The 18,035-nt window shown below is 68.6% G+C and carries 16 protein-coding genes; 9 read left to right on the top strand and 7 right to left on the bottom strand.

Translation table 11 applies throughout. The annotated features are described in order from the left end of the window. Window positions 1–42: 42 nt before the first annotated feature. Window positions 43–807 carry a type III pantothenate kinase gene (locus DD542_RS07245; RefSeq protein WP_079364742.1) on the top strand — a complete coding sequence of 255 codons (765 nt, stop codon included), beginning with the start codon at window positions 43–45 and terminating at the stop codon, window positions 805–807. On the opposite strand, the gene DD542_RS07240 is transcribed toward DD542_RS07245, so the two are convergent. Next, a complete protein-coding gene (locus tag DD542_RS07240) occupies window positions 804–2,228 on the bottom strand; it encodes a wax ester/triacylglycerol synthase family O-acyltransferase (RefSeq protein WP_127807314.1) in 1,425 nt (474 codons plus the stop codon). The two genes, DD542_RS07245 and DD542_RS07240, sit on opposite strands and share 4 nt — an antisense overlap. Window positions 2,229–2,466: 238 nt before the next feature. Here DD542_RS07240 and DD542_RS07235 point away from each other — a divergent pair, with 238 nt between their 5' ends. Further along, window positions 2,467–2,721 carry an acyl-CoA-binding protein gene (locus DD542_RS07235; protein WP_066153785.1) on the top strand — a complete coding sequence of 85 codons (255 nt, stop codon included), beginning with the start codon at window positions 2,467–2,469 and terminating at the stop codon, window positions 2,719–2,721. A gap of 34 nt (window positions 2,722–2,755) precedes the next feature. On the opposite strand, the gene DD542_RS07230 is transcribed toward DD542_RS07235, so the two are convergent. From DD542_RS07230 to DD542_RS07220, 3 genes are read right to left on the bottom strand one after another with little or no spacing between them, the layout of a single operon-like run. Further along, window positions 2,756–3,091, bottom strand: coding sequence for a polyhydroxyalkanoic acid system family protein (locus DD542_RS07230; RefSeq protein WP_127804746.1), 336 nt, complete (start codon window positions 3,089–3,091; stop codon window positions 2,756–2,758). A gap of 14 nt (window positions 3,092–3,105) precedes the next feature. After that, on the bottom strand, window positions 3,106–4,263 hold the full coding sequence (locus DD542_RS07225; protein WP_127804744.1) for an aminopeptidase: 1,158 nt from the start codon (window positions 4,261–4,263) through the stop codon (window positions 3,106–3,108). Further along, window positions 4,260–6,305, bottom strand: a complete 2,046-nt coding sequence (locus DD542_RS07220; protein WP_127804742.1) for a molybdopterin oxidoreductase family protein — start codon at window positions 6,303–6,305, stop codon at window positions 4,260–4,262. The genes DD542_RS07225 and DD542_RS07220 overlap by 4 nt, the downstream gene beginning before the upstream one ends. A 125-nt stretch (window positions 6,306–6,430) precedes the next feature. Here DD542_RS07220 and DD542_RS07215 point away from each other — a divergent pair, with 125 nt between their 5' ends. The 3 genes from DD542_RS07215 to DD542_RS07205 all read left to right on the top strand — a co-directional run bounded on the left by DD542_RS07215 (window position 6,431) and on the right by DD542_RS07205 (window position 9,999). Next, the gene (locus DD542_RS07215) at window positions 6,431–7,576 is read left to right on the top strand and encodes an ABC transporter substrate-binding protein (RefSeq protein ID WP_066153775.1); all 1,146 of its coding nucleotides are present in this window, start codon (window positions 6,431–6,433) and stop codon (window positions 7,574–7,576) included. A gap of 102 nt (window positions 7,577–7,678) precedes the next feature. Beyond that, window positions 7,679–8,893, top strand: coding sequence for a M20 aminoacylase family protein (locus DD542_RS07210; RefSeq protein ID WP_066153772.1), 1,215 nt, complete (start codon window positions 7,679–7,681; stop codon window positions 8,891–8,893). Beyond that, the gene (locus DD542_RS07205) at window positions 8,890–9,999 is read left to right on the top strand and encodes a M14 family metallopeptidase (RefSeq protein WP_127804740.1); all 1,110 of its coding nucleotides are present in this window, start codon (window positions 8,890–8,892) and stop codon (window positions 9,997–9,999) included. The genes DD542_RS07210 and DD542_RS07205 overlap by 4 nt, the downstream gene beginning before the upstream one ends. A gap of 21 nt (window positions 10,000–10,020) precedes the next feature. Here the strand turns inward: DD542_RS07205 and DD542_RS07200 are convergent, their stop codons facing one another. The 3 genes from DD542_RS07200 to DD542_RS07190 all read right to left on the bottom strand — a co-directional run bounded on the left by DD542_RS07200 (window position 10,021) and on the right by DD542_RS07190 (window position 12,573). Beyond that, window positions 10,021–10,680, bottom strand: coding sequence for a TetR/AcrR family transcriptional regulator (locus tag DD542_RS07200; RefSeq protein WP_079364370.1), 660 nt, complete (start codon window positions 10,678–10,680; stop codon window positions 10,021–10,023). A gap of 1 nt (window position 10,681) precedes the next feature. Next, a complete protein-coding gene (locus DD542_RS07195) occupies window positions 10,682–11,890 on the bottom strand; it encodes a patatin-like phospholipase family protein (RefSeq protein ID WP_127804738.1) in 1,209 nt (402 codons plus the stop codon). A gap of 122 nt (window positions 11,891–12,012) precedes the next feature. After that, window positions 12,013–12,573: a phasin family protein gene (locus DD542_RS07190; RefSeq protein ID WP_066153763.1), complete on the bottom strand. Its 561-nt coding sequence runs from the start codon at window positions 12,571–12,573 to the stop codon at window positions 12,013–12,015. Between the two features lie 206 nt (window positions 12,574–12,779). On the opposite strand from DD542_RS07190, the gene DD542_RS07185 reads away from it, so the two are divergent. The 4 genes from DD542_RS07185 (at window position 12,780) to DD542_RS07170 (ending at window position 18,007) form a co-directional block, all read left to right on the top strand. Beyond that, a complete protein-coding gene (locus DD542_RS07185) occupies window positions 12,780–14,765 on the top strand; it encodes an SDR family oxidoreductase (RefSeq protein ID WP_127804736.1) in 1,986 nt (661 codons plus the stop codon). 64 nt (window positions 14,766–14,829) lie between these two features. Then, window positions 14,830–15,741, top strand: a complete 912-nt coding sequence (gene argB, locus DD542_RS07180) for an acetylglutamate kinase (RefSeq protein WP_079364373.1) — start codon at window positions 14,830–14,832, stop codon at window positions 15,739–15,741. A 96-nt stretch (window positions 15,742–15,837) separates the two neighbouring features. Beyond that, window positions 15,838–16,530, top strand: a complete 693-nt coding sequence (locus DD542_RS07175; protein WP_066153755.1) for a response regulator transcription factor — start codon at window positions 15,838–15,840, stop codon at window positions 16,528–16,530. Further along, complete coding sequence (locus DD542_RS07170) at window positions 16,514–18,007, top strand: ATP-binding protein (protein ID WP_066153753.1); 1,494 nt, start codon at window positions 16,514–16,516, stop codon at window positions 18,005–18,007. The genes DD542_RS07175 and DD542_RS07170 overlap by 17 nt, the downstream gene beginning before the upstream one ends. The last annotated feature ends 28 nt before the right edge of the window (window positions 18,008–18,035 follow it).

The following is an 18,035-nucleotide window of genomic DNA, read 5'->3' as shown; positions in this document are numbered from 1 at the left end:
TCGCCGCAAAGTGCCTGCCAGGCCTTGTTCATAATCTTCCGCATGACTTTACTGGCGCTGGATGTTGGCAACACGCGATTGAAATGGGCGCTGTACGACGCCCCCCGTGTGGGAGGGCGCCTGCTGGCGCATGGTGCACAGTTCCTGGAGAACATCGAGAAACTGGCCGAGGGCGACTGGAGCAGCCTGTCCGCACCCACCCGGGTGCTGGGCTGCATCGTGGCGGGCGACGCTGTGAAGCGGCGGGTCGAGGAACAGCTCGAACAGTGGGACGTGACGCCCCAGTGGGTGGTGTCCAGCGCGTCGGAGGCGGGTCTGAGCAACGGCTACGACCACCCGGCCCGCCTCGGTTCCGACCGCTGGGTTGCGATGATCGGCGCGCGCCAGCGCCTGCTGCAGAAGGGGCCGGCCAGGCCTTGCATCGTGGTCATGGTCGGCACCGCGGTGACGGTCGAGGCGATCGATTCGGCCGGCCGCTTCCTGGGCGGCATCATCCTGCCCGGCCACGGCATCATGCTGCGCGCGCTGGAGTCCGGCACCGCCGGGCTGCACGTGCCCACCGGCGAGGTGCGCGACTTCCCGACCAACACCAGCGACGCCCTCACCAGCGGTGGCACCTTCGCCATCGCCGGTGCGGTGCAGCGCATGTGGGACAACCTGCGCGGCCATTGCGGCGAAGACCCGGTCTGCTACATGACCGGTGGCGCTGGCTGGAAGATGGCGCCCAGCATGTCCACGCCCTGCGAACTGGTGGACAGCCTCATTTTCGACGGCCTGCTCGAAATCGCCCACAAGCGGTTCGGTTAAACCTCGCCCCAGGGCAGCATCAGGGTCACGGCCAGCAGTTGCGCAAATTCCGGTTCGAAGGCGTCGATGATGCGCTGCGGGTCGGGGCAGAGCGCGCTGTCGGCGATCACGCCGAACTGCACGCCGCCGCCGTAGCTCAGGATGGAGACGCCCAGGCCCACCGTGCCGGTCTGTGGCACCCAGAACATGGTCTGCTCCAGCGTCGCGCCGCAGAACTTCAGCTTCTCGCCGGGACCGGGCACATTGGTCATCACGGCGGTGGTCTTGCGGCCAAACAGGCTGAGCATCGCGTCCTGCGCCGGCTTGATCAGCAGGCCCGCTACCGACAGCAGGCCGAAGGTCAGCAGCGGCTGCAGACTGCCCTTGAGCGCGTTCATGCGCGCGCGCACCGCGTACACGCGCTCGATCGGGTTGGCGATGCCCACGGGCAGCACCAGCGGGATCAGGCCGAAGCGGTTGCCCAGCTTCCAGGCGTCCTCCATCGGCCGCAGGTTGATTGGCACCATCGCGCGGATCTCCTTGCCTGCCGGGTCGTCGCCATGGTGGCGCAGGTAGCCGGCGATCGCGCCCGCCACGCAGCTGAGCAGCACGTCGTTGACCGAGCAGTTGAGCGCCTTGCCGATGGCCTTGACCTCGGTCAGCGGGATGGGCTGGCACCAGGCCACTCGCTTTTCACCCTTGGGTGCGCCCTTGAGCCGCGTGGGTGAGTCGTCGGGCATGAGGGCCAGTGCCGCCAGATCGCTGGCGAGCTGGCCTCCGAGGCGCGCCACCTCCAGGGCCTGGTCCAGTGTTTCCCCGAGCCCTTGCTGCGGCGCCGCCAGCATCGACAGCGACTTGGCCGCCCCGCCACCGGCGGCGTCCAGCGCCCGTGCGGCGATGTCACCGAAGGGGCGGATCAGCGTGTCGGCCACCCAGTCCTCGGCCGCCTCTAGCCCCTGTTTGTGCGACCGGGGCTTTCGCTTGGGCGGTTCGGTGCCGCCATCGACCAGGCTCATCATCACGCTGATCAGCGCGATCCCGTCGGCGATGCAGTGGTGGATGCGCGCGATCAGCGCCGAACCACCCTCGTAGTCCTCGATCAGCTCGAACTGCCACAGCGGGTGGGCCGGGTCGAATGGCTCCATGGCCAGCGCGCCGGCGCGCGCCTGCAGCGCCGCCTGGGCTTCCTGACCGCGGCGGCGGGTCAGCGTGTGCGTGACCACATGGCGGTCGAGCGAGAAGTCGGGGTCGTCGCGCCAGTGGGCGCCGGCGGCGTCCTGCTGGGCGGTCTGCCGGAAGCGCCGGTAGCCCAGCAGCTTGTCCTGCACCCGCTGCGCCAGCGCCTCGCGCGTGATGCCCGGGCGCAGGATCCAGACGCCCACGATCATCATCAGGTTGGTGGCCGAGTCCATGCGCAGCCAGGCGGTGTCCACCTTGCTCATGCGCTCGCCCTCCAGGCCCAGGACACCCGCCACCGACTGCAGGGCGCTGAGGCCCTCGGACGGGGATTTCGGGGTGCCTTTGCGGATGCGCGTGACCATGGTGTCTCCTGCGAGGGCCCGAGGTTCGGGTCCGGTTGTGATTGGGTGGCGGCGTCTATTCTGGGGGCAGACGCAACCGTAAGATACCGGGCCTCCCCTAGCCCGGGTCCGGGCCACCCCCTCACTCACGGAGACCTTCATGTCCGACCTCAAGTCCCGCTTCGATGCCGCCGTTGCCCAGTCCAAGAACCTCAGCGAGCGCCCCGACAATGCCACGCTGCTCAAGATCTACGGCCTGTACAAGCAGGGCACGGTGGGCGACAACACCGAGAAGAAGCCCGGGTTCGGTGACATGGTCGGCCGCGCCAAGTGGGACGCCTGGAACGGCCTGAAGGGCACGTCCCAAGACGATGCGCAGCAGCAGTACATCGACCTGATCGCGTCGCTGAGCTGAGCTTCCACGCTCCGCCGTTGCGCGGGGCCTGGTCTTACTTCTTCTTCGAGCCGGCGGCCGCCTTGGTTGCCGGCTTTTTCTTGGCCGCCAGCAGCTCGTCCAGGTTTTTGACGATCTCGCTCTCGATGCGGTCCTTGAAGGCGCCGAGCAGGAAGCCGAGCTGAGCGTCCAGCTCGAAGTGATCCGCCGTGACCCGCAACGTGCCCTTGGCGCCAGTGCGCGAGAAATGCACCTCGTCGCAATCCACACCCTCTTCGTAGGCGCACTGCATGTCGAACTCGGCCTCGGCCTGTTCGGCCCATTGCCAGGCCACCTTGCGTGCGCCGGAGATGCCGAGGTGGTGGTTGCGCCGGATGTGGATGTTCGCCATGGTGTTCGCGTTGTTCAGAGGGTGGACGGTGGCCGGGCTGCGGGATCGAGGGCCTGCAGGGCGGCCTGGCGCTCGGCCGCGGGCTGTCGGGCCAGTGCGCGCACCGCATCATAGAACCGCGCAAGGTCGCGGCCCTCGCGCTCGAACAGCGCCTCGAACGCCGGCACCCACTGGTCGTAGGCGGCCTGGGCACCGAAGCTGGCGTTGTTGGCCCGCGCGACCCAGGCGTCGTAGCCCTTGTAGCCGTCCCAGTCCTGGCGCAGGCCGGCGTAGCGCTGGCGGAAGTCGTGCAGCACCTGGGCCTTGCGGGCCAGTTTGGCGGTGTCGTCGAGCGTGGCGTCGTCGTAGAGTGCCTGCAGCCGTTCCCTGGTCTCGCGCGTCAGCGCACGAAAGGTTTTGCGGCGCTCATCGAAGGCGGCGTAGGTCTGGCGCGCTGTCTCGTCGGCCTGGGCCAGCCAGCGCGCGCCGCCGATGCGCTCGACCGCCGTCGCGAAGGACTCGTTGAACACGGTGTCGCCGGAGGCGTAGGCCACCTGGTGGGCCAGCTCGTGAAAGATCAGCCGTGCCAGCTCGCCCTCGGGATAGCCGATGAAGGTGTTGAGCAGGGGGTCGCCACCGGCCCAGTTCATCCAGCCCAGCGTGGAATAGGCGGGCACGGGATAGACCGCCACGTCCAGGTTGCCGCCGAGCCCGGCCGCAAACGCCCGGGCTTCGGCCTCGTCGTAGTAGCCCCGGTAGCCGACACAGCCGGCCACCGGGAAGCACCACTGCTGCAGCCGCAGCGACAGCGCGGGCGCGGCGACCACGTTGTAGACCGCCGCCTTGCGCTGCAGGTCGGCGTAGCGCCGGTAGCTGGCGTTGTCGGGCAGGCCCAGTTCGGTGACCGCAAACGTGCGGATGCGCTGCGTGAGTTGCAGCTTCTGCTGCAGCGCTGGTGGTGTGGTCGGGTCGTCCAGCCAGTCCTGCACCGGCCGCGCCGCGTGCATCAGCTTCAGGTGGCCGGTGACCGACTGCCAGTAGTAGCCGGGGCCGGCGTCGGACGAAGCGCAACCGGACAGCAAACCCGCCAGACAACACACCACCAGCACGCGCCGAGGAACCGGCTTCGCCGGGCCTCTGGCGCGGTGCCTTCCTGCGGGGAGGAAGCCGTGAGGCGGCGCAGGGGGGGTCATCCCTTTTCCACTTGCACCAGGCAGTCGTAGAACACCGGTGCACGGCCCAGGTCGGTGAGCTTCTGGCTGGTCAGTTCGTTCACGTTGCTGCCGTCCAGGCCCAGCTTGCGCCACCAGATGCCCAGTCCGTTGACCACGCCCTCGCGTGCCCGGGTTGAGAGGCGCGCGGTGCAGCGGTAGCTGCCGCGGTCGTTGAACACCCGCACCACGTCACCGTCGGCGATGCCGCGCGGGGCGGCGTCGGCCGCGCTGATCTCCAGCAGCGGCTCGCCTTCGATGTCGCGCAGGCTCTTCACGTTCACGAAGCTGGAGTTGAGGAAGTTGCGCGCGGGCGGCGAGATCATGGCCAGCGGGTGGCGCGGGTCGCTGCCGGCCAGCTCGTGGTTGGGCACGTGGTCGGGCAGGCCGTCCAGCCCCTGCGCCGCCAGGCGTGCGCTGAAGAACTCGCATTTGCCGGAGGGCGTCGGGAAGCCACCCTCGGCGAACGGGGCCTCGGGCACCGGCAGCGTGGCGAAACCCTGGTCCAGCAGTTGCTGGAAGTCCACCCGGTCGCCGAAGGTCTGGCGGCACAGGGTTTCATCGTCGTCGGCGAAGCAGGGCTCGTCGAAGCCCATGCGCCGCGCCAGCTGGCGGAACACCTCGGTGTTGGGTCGGGCCTGCCCGACCGGCGCGACGGCGGGCCGGTTGAGCAGCACGTCGGTGTGGCCGTAGCTGGTGTGGATGTCCCAGTGTTCGAGCTGCGTGGTCGCGGGCAGCACGATGTCGGCGTGGTCCGCGGTGTCGGTCATGAAGTGTTCGAGCACCACGGTGAACAGGTCCTCGCGCGCGAAGCCCGCCACCACCTTGGGCGACTCGGGCGCGACCGCCACCGGGTTGCTGTTGTAGACGATCAGCGCCTCGATCTTCGGGCCGAACGCTGGCGAGGATTCGCGCAGCAGATCGTCGCCGATGGTGACCATGTTGATGGTGCGTGGCGTGCGGCCGGCCAGCAGGTCGGGGCGGTGCAGCGCGGCGCGGTCGACAGGAAAGTGGCCCGAGGCCGAGAGCAGCAGACCGCCCGCGCGGTGGCGCCAGGCGCCGGTCAGCGCCGGCAGGCAGGCGATGGCGCGCACCGCGTTGCCGCCGCCGCGCACGCGCTGCATGCCGTAGTTCAGGCGGATGGCGGCCGGCTTCGTGGTGCCGTAGTCGCGCGCCAGCCGTTCGATCTGTTCGACCGGGATGCCGCAAACCTCGGCCGCACGCTCGGGCGGCCACTGCAGGGCGCGTTCGCGCAGCTGCTCCCACCCCAGGGTGTGGCGGGCGATGTAGTCGTGATCCAGCCAGTCGTTCCTGATGAGTTCGTGCATCAGCGCCAGCGCCAGTGCGGCGTCGGTGCCGGGGCGCAGCGCGATGTGCTCGTGGCACTTGTCGGCGGTTTCGCTGCGGCGCGGGTCGATGCAGACCAGGCGCGCGCCGTCACGCTTGGCCTGCTGCGCCAGGCGCCAGAAATGCAGATTGCTGGCAATGGAGTTGCTGCCCCAGATCAGGATCAGCTTGGCCTCGGCGAAGTGCTCGACCTTCATGCCCAGCTTGCCGCCCAGGGTGTGCACCAGGGCCTCGCCGCCGGCGGCCGCGCAGATCGTGCGGTCCAGGAAGGAGGCGCCGAGCCTGTTGAAGAAGCGCGCCGCCATGCCCTCGCTCTGCACCTGACCCATGGTGCCGGCGTAGCTGTAGGGCACGATGGCCTGCGGGTTGCGCGCGGCGATGTCTTTCAGCCTCGCGGCGATGTCATCCAGTGCCTCGTCCCATCCGATGGGCTCGAACCGCCCGCTGCCCTTGGGGCCGGTGCGGCGCAGCGGCGCGAGGATGCGTTCGGGGTGGTGGGTGCGTTCGGGGTAGCGCGATACCTTGGTGCACAGCGCGCCGTCGGTGTGGCGGTGTGCCGGGTTGCCGGCCACGCGCACGGCTTTGCCGTCCACCACGGTGGTGACCAGGGCACAGGTGTCGGGGCAGTCGTGGGGGCAAGCGCCCCGGACCGTGAATTCGTTGGGGTTGTGGGCCATGAAATGCGGTGAATGGCGTATAGGCGGGGCGGGGCCTATGTAGTAGGCTTCGCAAGTCTGGTGACGCCCTGTTACGAACGAGGTGACATCCGACCAGCTCAAAAAAGCATATCAGGAGTCACTGGATGCAACGTCGTCGGGTTCTTTCTTCCTTGGGTGCCTGTCTGGGCGCTTCTACCCTGGCCGGCGTGGCCGGTTCCGCCTGGGCCCAGGCGGCTGGCGGATCGGGGGCCATCGTGCTGGGACAGTCGGCGCCGTTCACCGGGCCGTCCGCGCAGCTGGGGCTGCAGTTCAACCTGGGGGCCCAGCTGTACTTTGACCAGGTCAATGCCTCCGGGGGCGTCAACGGGCGCCGCATCGAACTCAAGCGGCTGGACGATGGCTACGATCCGGAGCGCTGCGTGGCCAACACCAGGCAGTTCATCGCCGACGGCGTATTCGCCCTGTTCGGCTACGTCGGTACCCCCACCAGCCTCGCCGCCCTGCCGCTGGCCACTGAAGCCAAGCTGCCCTTCTTTGCGCCCTTCACCGGGGCGCAGGCCCTGCGCGAGCCGTTCAACCGCTACGCCATTCATGTGCGGGCCTCGTACTTTGACGAAACCGCCGCCATCGTCAAGCAGGTCACCTCGATCGGCGTCAAGCGGGTGGCGGTGTTCTACCAGAACGACGCCTACGGAAAGGCCGGGCTCGAAGGTGTCGAGCGCGCCCTGAAGGCGCTCAACATGGAGCCGGCGGCGGTGGGAACGGTGGAGCGCAACAGCAACGAGGTGGCGCCGGCGCTCAAGGACATCATGGCCGTCAAGCCCGAGGCCATCGTGCAGATCGGTTCGTACAAGGCCTGTGCCACCTTCATCCGGCTGGCGCGCCAGCAGGGCTACCCTGGCAACTTCTACAACGTCTCCTTCGTCGGCACGCAGGCGCTGCTGGACGAACTGGGGGCGGTGGCCAAGGGTGTGGCGGTCAGCCAGGTGATGCCTTTTCCCTATTCGCCTGCAACGCCTATCTCGGGTGAGTACCTGGCCGCGCTCAAGGACCAGCGCGGTGTGGCGCCCAACTACTCCGGCATCGAAGGCTTTGTGGCCGCGAAGGTGCTGGTGGAGGGGCTCAAGCGCGCCCGAGGCGCCGGCCGGGAGGCCTTCATCGATGCCATCGGGGGCATGAAGGATGTGAGCATCGGTGGATTTCCGCTGGACTTCGGGCCGCAGAAGCACGCCGGCTCCCGCTTCGTCGAACTGACCCTGCTGACCGAAGACGGCCGGGTGCGCCGCTGACGCAGTCAGGGCCGACATCCCCGGTCCGGTCCGGGTTGTCGCGAACGGACCTGTCTCCAGGGCCGTGCATGGCTACCATGGCCGTTTGCAGATGAGGACACCATGCAGCTGATCGACTCCATCCTGACCCAGTCCGCGGCCATCGCCGCCGTGCGCCGCGACATCCACGCCCATCCCGAGCTCTGTTTTGAAGAGGTGCGCACCGCCGAGGTGGTCGCCGCCAAACTGACCGAGTGGGGCATCCCGGTGCACCGGGGCATGGGCACGACCGGCGTGGTGGGCATCGTGCACGGGCGCGACGGTGGCGCCAGCGGCCGGGCCATCGGCCTGCGCGCCGACATGGACGCGCTGCCCATGCAGGAGCACAACCACTTCGCGCACGCCAGCCAGCACGCCGGCAAGATGCACGCCTGCGGCCACGACGGCCACACCGCCATGCTGCTGGCGGCGGCGCAGCACTTCTCGAAACACCGGAACTTCGACGGCACGGTCTACCTGATCTTCCAGCCGGCCGAAGAGGGCGGCGGCGGTGCCCGCGAGATGATCAAGGACGGCCTGTTCGAACAGTTTCCGGTCGAGGCCGTGTTCGGCATGCACAACTGGCCGGGCCTGCCGGTGGGCAGTTTTGCCGCCAGCGCCGGCCCGGTGATGGCGTCGAGCAACGAGTTCCACATCGTCATCCGCGGCAAGGGCTCGCACGCCGCGCTGCCGCACAACGGCATCGACCCGGTGCCCGTGGCCTGCCAGATGGTGCAGGCCTTCCAGACCATCATCTCGCGCAACAAGAAGCCGGTGGACGCCGGCGTGATCAGCGTGACCATGATCCACACCGGCGAAGCGACCAATGTGGTGCCCGACAGCTGCGAGATCCAGGGCACGGTGCGCACCTTCACCTACGAGGTGCTGGACCTGATCGAGCGGCGCATGCAGGAGATCGCCGAGCACACCTGCGCCGCCTTCGGCGCCAGCTGCGAGTTCCAGTTCCGCCGCAACTACCCGCCGACCGTCAACCACCCGGCCGAGACCGCGTTCGTGCGCGAGGTGCTGGCCGGCATCGTCGGCGCCGACCAGGTGCTGGTGCAGGAGCCGACCATGGGGGCCGAAGACTTCGCCTACATGCTGCAGGCGCGGCCAGGCTGCTACATCTTCATCGCCAACGGCGAGGGCGCGCACCGCGAGATCGGCCACGGCGGCGGGCCCTGCACACTGCATAACCCGAGCTACGACTTCAACGACGACCTGATCCCGCTGGGCGCGACCTACTGGGTGCGGTTGGCCGAGCAGTGGCTGTCGCAACCGCGCAAGGACGCCGCATGATCAATCCCCAGTCTGCCTTCGCGCAGTCCTACGCCCGGGCGCGCGTGCAGTTCCTGGAGGGGGCGGCCGCCGCCGGCATGGCCATTCGCAGCCACAACCACCCGCTGCCCGGGCGCGACCAGGAAACCCTGGCCATGGACGTGGCCCTGGACGGACCGCCGGATGCCGAGCGACTCCTGATCGTCAGCAGCGCCTGCCACGGCGTGGAAGGGTTCTGTGGCTCGGGCATCCAGGTGTTTGCCACCCACGACGCCGACTGGCGCGCGCACGCCCGCGCCGCCGGTGTGGCGGTGCTGTACATCCACGCGCTCAATCCCTACGGGTTCTCGCACCTGCGCCGGGTGACCGAGGACAACGTCGATCTCAACCGCAACTTCCAGGACTTCTCTCAACCCCTGCCGGCGAACCCGGCCTATGACGAGCTGCACCCGTTCCTGCTGCCGGCGGCCTGGCCGCCCGTGGCCGAGAACGAGGCGGTCATCGCCCACTTCATCGGGCGCAAGGGGCTGGGCGCGTACCAGAGCGCGGTCTCCCAGGGCCAGCACAGCCACCCCGATGGTCTGTTCTTCGGCGGCACGGCGCCGACCTGGAGCCACCGCACGCTGCGCGAGGTGTTGCGCGAACATGGGCGCAGCGCGCGCCACATCGCCTGGATCGACCTGCACACCGGCCTGGGCCCGAGCGGCCTGGGCGAGCGCATCTTCGCCTGCCGCGACGACGACGCGGCCCTGCAGCGCGCCCGCGCCTGGTGGGGTGGCGACGGCCAGACGCCCGTGACCTCGATCTACGACGGCAGCTCTGCCTCGGCCCGCCTGACCGGCCTGATGTGGAACGCGGTCTACGAAGAGTGCCCGCAGGCCCAGTACACCGGGATCGCGCTGGAATACGGCACCCTGCCGCTGCTGGATGTGCTCAACGCCCTGCGCGGCGACCAGTGGATGCGCCTGCACCCGGATGCCCCGGCCGGCCTGCGCACCGTGATCCAGAAACGGGTGCGGGACGCGTTCTATGTCGACACCGACGACTGGCGGGCCCAGGTGGTGTCCCAGGCCCGCCAGGCCCTGTTCCAGGCGGTGGACGGGCTGCGTCGCAGCCCTCCCCAATAGGCCCGGGCGGCGGCCCCAGGCTCAGGGCGCCGTGCGGTAGGCGCCCGTGAGCTGCAGCAGATGCTGGCGCTGGCCGGCTTCGAGGTAAGGTGCCAGCACATTGAGCACGTGCTGCGCACCGCGCAGCAGCGCCGCCTGCGCGTTGTCCGGCTCCAGCGCATGGCGCGGGTCGCGCACGTACTCGAAGCTCAGCCAGTAGGTCAGCAGCACCACCATGCAGTTGGCCGTGGGTTCGAGTTCCCGCGCATCGAGGTCGATGGCGCCGGCGCGCGACATGCCGCTGAGCAGGCTGCGCACCGAACGGATCTTGTTCTTGAGAACGGCCTGGAAACGGGTTTCCAGCAGCCGGTTCTTGGACAGCAGGTCGTTGAGGTCGCGGTAGAGGAAGCGGTATTCCCAGACTATTTCGAACAGCGAGTGCAGGAAGAACCAGGCGTCCTCCACATTGCGCACGCCGTCGCTGGCCTGCAGCAGTTCGTTGAGCGCCTTCTCGTAGCGCTCGAACAGCGAGTTGATCAGCTCGTCCTTGGCCGGGTAGTGGTAGTACAGGTTGCCCGGGCTGATGCCCAGTTCGGAGGAGATCAGCGTGGTGGAGACGTTGGGCTCGCCGAAGCGGTTGAACAGTGCGAGGGTGACTTCCAGAATGCGTTCGGCCGTGCGTCGGGGGGCTTTGCGGGTCATGTCAGGCGCGCTGCGTCTGCAGCCGTTGTTCTAGGGTGTCCAGGGCGCTGTCCAGCCGCTCCAGGGCCGTTTCTCGCCGCACCGGCTCTGCGGGCAGCAGGCGCCGGTGCGGGTCGCGCAGGGCGGCCCCGTCCAGCGTGATCCCGTGCCGCGCCAGCGTCGGACCCAGGTGGCCGGACCGGTCGCGCAACAGCTGGCGGGTCTGCTGGAAGGCGTGTTCGGCCAGCTCGCGGCGCTGGCGGTAGCTGAAGGTGTTGGCGAAGAACAGCTCGGCGTCGCGCTGGTCGGGTTCGATCAGCACGATGTCGGTGTCGGGGTAGGTGCGTTCGTAGTGCTTGAAGCCCAGTGCCAGACGGGAGTGGATCATCGAGCGGAAGGTCTGGCTCATGACCGCCGGCAGCCCGCCTTCGACCAGGGAAGGAATGTGTTCGCTGGCGGCGCCGGCGTGGAACGGCACCAGCGGGTTCAGACACAGCAGCAGGTCCACCCCCTCGTCCAGCGCCACCGTGGCGTGCACGGTCTTTTTCAGCGCGCCGTCCACGTAGTGCCGGCCGTCGATGACCACCGGCGGGAACAGGCCGGGCAGGGCGGCGCTGGCCTGGATGGCGCGCGAGATCGGCACGTGGTCCCAGCCCGGGCGTCCGAAAGGCGTGGCATCGCCGGTGTCGAGCTCGGTGGCCACCAGGGTCAGGCGGGCGCGCAGCTGGCGGAAGTCGTTGCTGCGGCCGGGTTTGCTGAACAGGCGCTGGATCTGTTCGTGGATGCCTTCGTTGTCCAGCACGCCGGTGGGCAGCGCGGCGCCCATGCGCTCGAAGGCGTTGGTGAAGCGCTTGCCCTGGGCGGCCCAGGCCCACAGCGCACCGCCCATCAGCGCCGGAACCCGCTGCGCCCGTTCGATGAACTCGCGCCAGGCCGGGCGCATCAGCCAGGCGGGGTCGAAGCGGTCATCGCCCAGGCGGTCCTCGATGAAGGAATCGCACAGCTGGCGCGGTGTGATGCCGTTGACCAGTCCCGCGGCGATGAAGCCGCCGGCCGACACGCCGATGTAGTGGTCGCAACCGTTGAAGTCCAGTCCGTGCAGGCTGTCTTCCAGGGCGCACAGGGCACCGATCTCGTAGATCGCACCCAGAGGCCCGCCGCCGGCAAAGGCCAGCGCGATGCGGGGGGTGGGGCGGGAACGCCGTGTCGAACGGGGGCGGGAAGGCGTCATGCGGTCGAGTGTAGACCGCCACGAAGGCGGCAGGTGTTGCGTTGCAGCAGTCCGCGCGGACGAAAAAAAGGGGCGCCGGGCGCCCCTTCCTGCTCAGCCGAGCGGCGCATGGCCCCGGCCGCTCAGGCCGCCTTCTTGGCGCGCGCCGGTGCCTTGCGGGCGGGCTTGGCGCTGGCGGTTTTCGGACTGGTCTTCGTGGCAGCTTTGGCCGCGGCCTTCGGTGCGGCGGCCTTGCGCGGTGCGGCGGCCTTCACGGTCTTGCCGCCCTCGCCGGCCACGGCGGCGCTGAGGGCGTCGATGCGCTCGATCAGCGCCTCGATGTCGCGCGCCGAGGGCACGCCCAGCTTGTTCAGGGCCTTGGCCACGCGGTCTTCAAAGATGTTCTCCAGCTTGTCCCACTGGCCCGCGGCCTTGCTGCCGATATCGCTGGCCATGTTGGTCATGCGCTGCGTGGCCTCGTTGAGGCGTTCTTCGGCGACAGCCTGGGTCTTGCGCTGGATCGACAGGCCTTCCTTGACCAGGGTCTCGAAGGCCTTGCCGCCTTCGGCCTGGGCCTTGGAGAAAGCGCCGAGGCCGGCCAGCCAGATCTGCTGGGCGGAATCCTTGATCGCGCCGGACAGCGGCGAGGCGGCGGCGGATGCACCGGTGCTGGCGGTGCCGGATTTGCGAGTCTTGGTGACCATGGAAGCTCCGTGAACGGGGTGGATCGGGATGGAGGCGTGGCAATGCCTCAGGGTGATGGGACTGTACGGCTGTGGCGCCATGCCTGTGTAGGGGCCAGCGACTAAAAACTGGGTGCGCGCCACGGGTTTGTGCTGAACCGGCGCCATCGGCTCGTGGTGAACAATGAACGGTTGTTCCCGATACCCACAAATCCAGGAGTACCTCGATGCACTATTTCGTCACCGGCGCCACCGGCTTCATCGGCAAACGGCTCGTCAAGAAACTGCTGGAGCGCAAGGGCGCGGTGGTGCACTTCCTGCTGCGCAAGGAAAGTGAGGGCAAGGTGGCAGGGTTGCGCGAGTTCTGGGGCGTGGGCGCGACCCGGGCCATCCCGGTGTTCGGTGACCTGACGGCGAAAAAGCTGGGCGTGAGCGCCGAGGACATCAAGGCGCTCAGGGGCCAGATCGACCACTTCCACCACCTGGCCGCGGTGTACGACCTGGAGGCCGATGCCGAGAGCCAGATCGCCGTCAATGTGGACGGCACGCGCAACACCGTCGAGTTCGCCAAGGCGATCGGTGCCGGGCACTTCCACCATGTGTCGTCGATCGCCGCGGCGGGCCTCTACGAAGGCGTGTTCCGCGAGGACATGTTCGACGAGGCCGAGGGCCTGGACCACCCGTACTTCATGACCAAGCACGAGAGCGAGAAGATCGTGCGCCAGGAATGCAAGGTGCCCTGGACGGTGTACCGGCCGGCGGCCGTGGTGGGCGACAGCCGCACCGGCGAGATGGACAAGATCGACGGCCCCTACTACTTCTTCAAGCTGATCCAGCGCATGCGCCAGATCCTGCCGCCCTGGATGCCCAGCGTGGGCCTCGAAGGCGGGCGCATCAACATCGTGCCGGTGGACTTCGTGGTCAACGCGCTGGACCACATCAGCCACCAGAAGCGCGGCAGCGGTGGCTGCTTCCACCTGGTCGACCCGATGGGCTACCGCGTCGGTGACGTGCTCGACATCCTGAGCAAGGCGGCGCACGCGCCCAAGATGAATCTGTTCGTCAACGCCGCGCTGCTGGGTTTCATCCCCAAGAGCGTGAAGAAAGGTCTGATGGCGTTGGCGCCGGTGCGCCGCGTCTACCGCGCGGTGATGCAGGACCTCGGGCTGCCCGAGGACATGATGACCTTCGTCAACTACCCCACGCGCTTCGATTGCCGCGAGACCACGGCCGCGCTCAAGGGCAGCGGCATCGCCTGCCCCGATCTCAAGGACTACGCCTGGCGCCTGTGGGACTACTGGGAGCGACATCTCGACCCGGACCTGCACATCGACCGCAGCCTGCGCGGCACCGTGGCGGGCAAGGTGGTGCTGGTCACCGGCGGCAGCTCGGGCATCGGCCTGGCGGCGGCGCACAAGTTCGCCGAGGCGGGTGCGGTCACCATCATCTGCGGCCGCGACCAGGACAAGCTCGACGAGGCCTGCGCCGAAGCCAGGGCCAAGGGTTACCAGTTCATCGCCTACCCGGCCGACATCGCCGACATGGCCGACTGCGACCGCTTCGTGCAGGTGCTGATCCAGAACCACGGCGGCGTGGATTTCCTGATCAACAACGCCGGCCGTTCGATCCGCCGCGCCATCGAAAGCAGCTACGACCGCTTCCACGATTTCGAGCGCACGATGCAGCTCAATTACTTCGGTTGCCTGCGCGTGACCATGGGCCTGCTGCCGGGCATGGTGGCCAAGCGCAAGGGTCACATCGTGAACATCAGCTCCATCGGCGTGCTGACCAACGCGCCGCGCTTCTCGGCCTATGTGGCCAGCAAGGCGGCGCTGGATGCGTGGACCCGCTGCGCATCGTCCGAGTTCGCCGACCAGGGCATCTCGTTCACGACCATCAACATGCCGCTGGTGCGCACGCCCATGATCGCACCGACGCAGATCTACAAGAACGTGCCCACGCTCTCGCCCGAAGAGGCGGCCGACATGATCGCGCAGGCCTGCATCTTCAAGCCGGTGCGCATCGCCACGCGCCTGGGGGTGACCGGTCAGGTGCTGCACGCCTTCGTGCCGCGCATCGCGCAGATCGTGATGAACACCAGCTTCCGCATGTTCCCCGACTCCTCGGCCGCCAAGGGAGAGAAGGGGGCGAAGCCCCAGCTGTCGCCGGAAGCCATCGCGATGCAGCAGATGATGCGCGGCATTCATTTCTGACCTTGGGGATCGGGCGGGTGGGGACCTAGAATTTCGGGGTTCCCGTTCTCTCCACCCACCCGCCATGACCAGCCCCAACCACACCCCCGTCGATCTGTCCCACATCCAGCCGCGCGAGAAGGCCGAGCTGCTCGCGCAGGCCCTGCCGTACATCCGCAAGTACCATGGCAAGACCATGGTCATCAAGTACGGCGGCAACGCCATGACCGACCCGGCCCTGCAGCAGGACTTTGCCGAAGACGTGGTGTTGCTCAAGCTGGTCGGCATCAACCCGGTGGTGGTGCACGGCGGCGGTCCGCAGATCGAGACCCTGCTGCAGCGCCTGGGCAAGAAGGGCGAGTTCATCCAGGGCATGCGCGTGACCGACGCCGAGACCATGGAGGTGGTCGAGTGGGTGCTGGGCGGCGAGGTGCAGCAGGACATCGTGGGCCTGATCAACGCCGCTGGCGGCAAGGCCGTGGGTCTGACGGGCCGCGACGGCGCCATGATCCGCGCGCAGAAGCTGCGCCTGGCCGACCAGCAGGACCCGAGCCGCGAACACGACGTGGGCCAGGTCGGCGACATCGTGTCCATTGATCCCTCGGTGGTGAAGGCACTGCAGGATGACCAGTTCATTCCCGTGGTCAGCCCGATCGGCTTCGGCGAGAAGAACGAGAGCTACAACATCAACGCCGACGTGGTGGCTGCCAAGCTCGCCACCGTGCTGCAGGCCGAGAAGCTGCTGATGCTCACCAACATCCGCGGCGTGCTGGACAAGGCCGGCAACCTGATGACCGAACTCACCCCGCGTCGCATCGACGAGCTGTGCGAGGACGGCACCATCAGCGGCGGCATGATCCCCAAGATCGCCGGCGCGCTGGACGCGGCCAAGAGCGGCGTGAACGCGGTGCACATCATCGACGGCCGCGTGCCGCATGCGCTGCTGCTGGAGGTTCTGGGTGACCAGCCGTTCGGCACGATGATCAAAAGCCACTGATGGCCCCCACGCTCCACCGCTGCGCGGGTCGCTGCCCCCCGAGGGGGCGCGTTTCGCCTTGGGGCGGCCCGGCGGCGAAACCTTTCCTCTGAATCCATGCGACTTCTCTTGGTCGAAGACGACGTCATGGTCGCCAGCGGCATCAAGCTGGGGCTGAGCAACGCCGGCTACACGGTGGACTGGGTCGGCAGCGCCGAGCGGGCCGAGCAGGCGGTGGAGAACGACAGCTTCGACCTGGCCATCGTCGACATCGGACTGCCCGGCATCAACGGTCTGGAGCTGACCCAGCGGCTGCGCGCGCGGGGCTGGGCCATGCCGGTGCTGATCCTGACCGCGCGCGACGCGCTGCACGACCGGGTGCAGGGGCTGGACCTCGGCGCCGACGACTACATGCTCAAGCCCTTCGAGCTGCCCGAGCTGCTGGCACGCCTGCGTGCGCTGCTGCGGCGCTCGCAGGCCGCGACCACCGCGGTGCTCAGCCTGGGACCGCTGGAGATGGACACCGCACTGCGCCGCGTCAACCTGGCCGGTCAGACCATGGAGCTGGGGCCGCGCGAGTGGACCGTGCTCGAGTACCTGCTGCTGCAGGCCCCGAAGCCGGCCGCCAAGGACAAGCTGCTGGCGGCGCTGACCGGCTGGGACAAGGAAATCACGCCCAACGCCATCGAGGTCTACGTCTCGCGCCTGCGCGCCAAGCTGGAGCCGGCCGGGGTGGCGCTGCGCTCGATCCGCGGCTTCGGCTACCGGCTCGAACTGCTGCCGCCGTCCGCCCATGCGCGCGAGCCCTGAACACCGGTCGGCCGAAGGCCTGATCTGGGGGCTGCAGCGGCGCCTGCTGGTGCTGCTGTTTCTCCCATTGGGGCTGGTCGGGCTGGTGAGTGTCTATTTCCACTACCAGAGCGCAGGCACCGCGGCCTTGCAGCAGGACCAGCAACTGCTGCGGCTGGTGCCGATGCTGGCCGACTCGGTGGTGGTGACCTTGCCCCGCGACGCCCCCCGACCGATCGACATCGACGCCGACCCTGGGCTGGCCCTGCTGCTGGCGCCGCCTGTGGACGTGTTCCTCAAGGAGCGCGAGGGCTATGCCGGCTACGGGGTGATGGATGCCAACGGCCGTCTGCTGCTCGGGGACCACTGGCTGCCGACCGTGTTGCCTTCCACCGAAGACGCCGAGTTCCTCAGCGTGGTCGACGGCGGCATCACCTACCGGGTGGTGGCGCAGCGCAGTCCGACCGCGGCGGGCGAGCTCATCATCATGCTGGCCGACGGTTCCGATGGGCGCCAGCAGTGGCTGGACACGGTGCTGCTGCGGGTGTTGCTGCCCAACCTGCTGCTCATGGTGGTGGCCGCGGTGGCGGTGACCTGGGCGGTGGCGCGGGCCCTGCGCCCGCTGATCGACCTCAAGGAAGCGGTCGAACGCCGCTCGCCCCGCGACCTCAGTCCCATCGATGCCGAGAGCGCCCCGGCCGAGGTGCGGCCGCTGGTGTCCTCGCTCAACCGCCTGTTCTCGCTGGTGAACGACCAGACGCAGGCGCAGCGCCGCTTCGTGGCCGACGCCGCGCACCAGCTGCGCACGCCGCTCGCCGGCCTGCAGGCGCAGGTCGAGGCCTGGTCGCAGGCGGCGCGCTCGATGGGAGGCGCAGAAACGCTCAGCCTTCGGGTGGAGCAGGTGCACCGTCTGCGCGACGCGACGCGACGGACCTCGCAGCTGGCCAACCAGTTGCTCGCGCTCTCGCGCGCCGACAGCGTGAGCGCCAGCACCCACCCGATGGAGCAGGTCGACCTGCAGGAGCTGTGCGAGAACATCCTGGCACTCCATCTGGATGCCGCGGCCGACAAGCAGATGGACCTGGGGCTGGAAGCCGCGCCGGCCCAGACCCGCGGCCACACCTGGCTGTTGCGCGAGCTGCTGATCAACATCGTGGACAACGCGGTCAAGTACACCCCGCCGGGCGGGCGCATCACGTTGCGCTGCGGGCAGGACCTCGCGGCCGAACCGCCACAAGCGTGGATCGAGGTGGAGGACGATGGTCCCGGCATTGCGGAGGACGAGCGGCAGCGGGTGCTGGAGCGCTTCTACCGCCTGCCCGGCACCCAGACCGATGGCAACGGGCTGGGGCTGGCCATTGCCGACGAAATCGCCCGATCCCACCACACCCAGCTGCAGCTGCTGACCGGCGGAAACGGGCGGGGATTGCGCGTGCGCGTGGTGTTCGAGGCGGTCCGGGCCGGCGGGAGGCCTGTGCGAGAATCACCGGAGGGATGACACACCACGGGCCGGACGCATGGCCAGC

Source organism: Hydrogenophaga sp. NH-16 (assembly GCF_004006415.1).
GTDB lineage: Bacteria > Pseudomonadota > Gammaproteobacteria > Burkholderiales > Burkholderiaceae_C > Hydrogenophaga > Hydrogenophaga pseudoflava.
The sequence above is the reverse complement of the archived record's forward strand: the minus strand, read 5'-3'. Positions and strand labels throughout refer to the sequence as shown.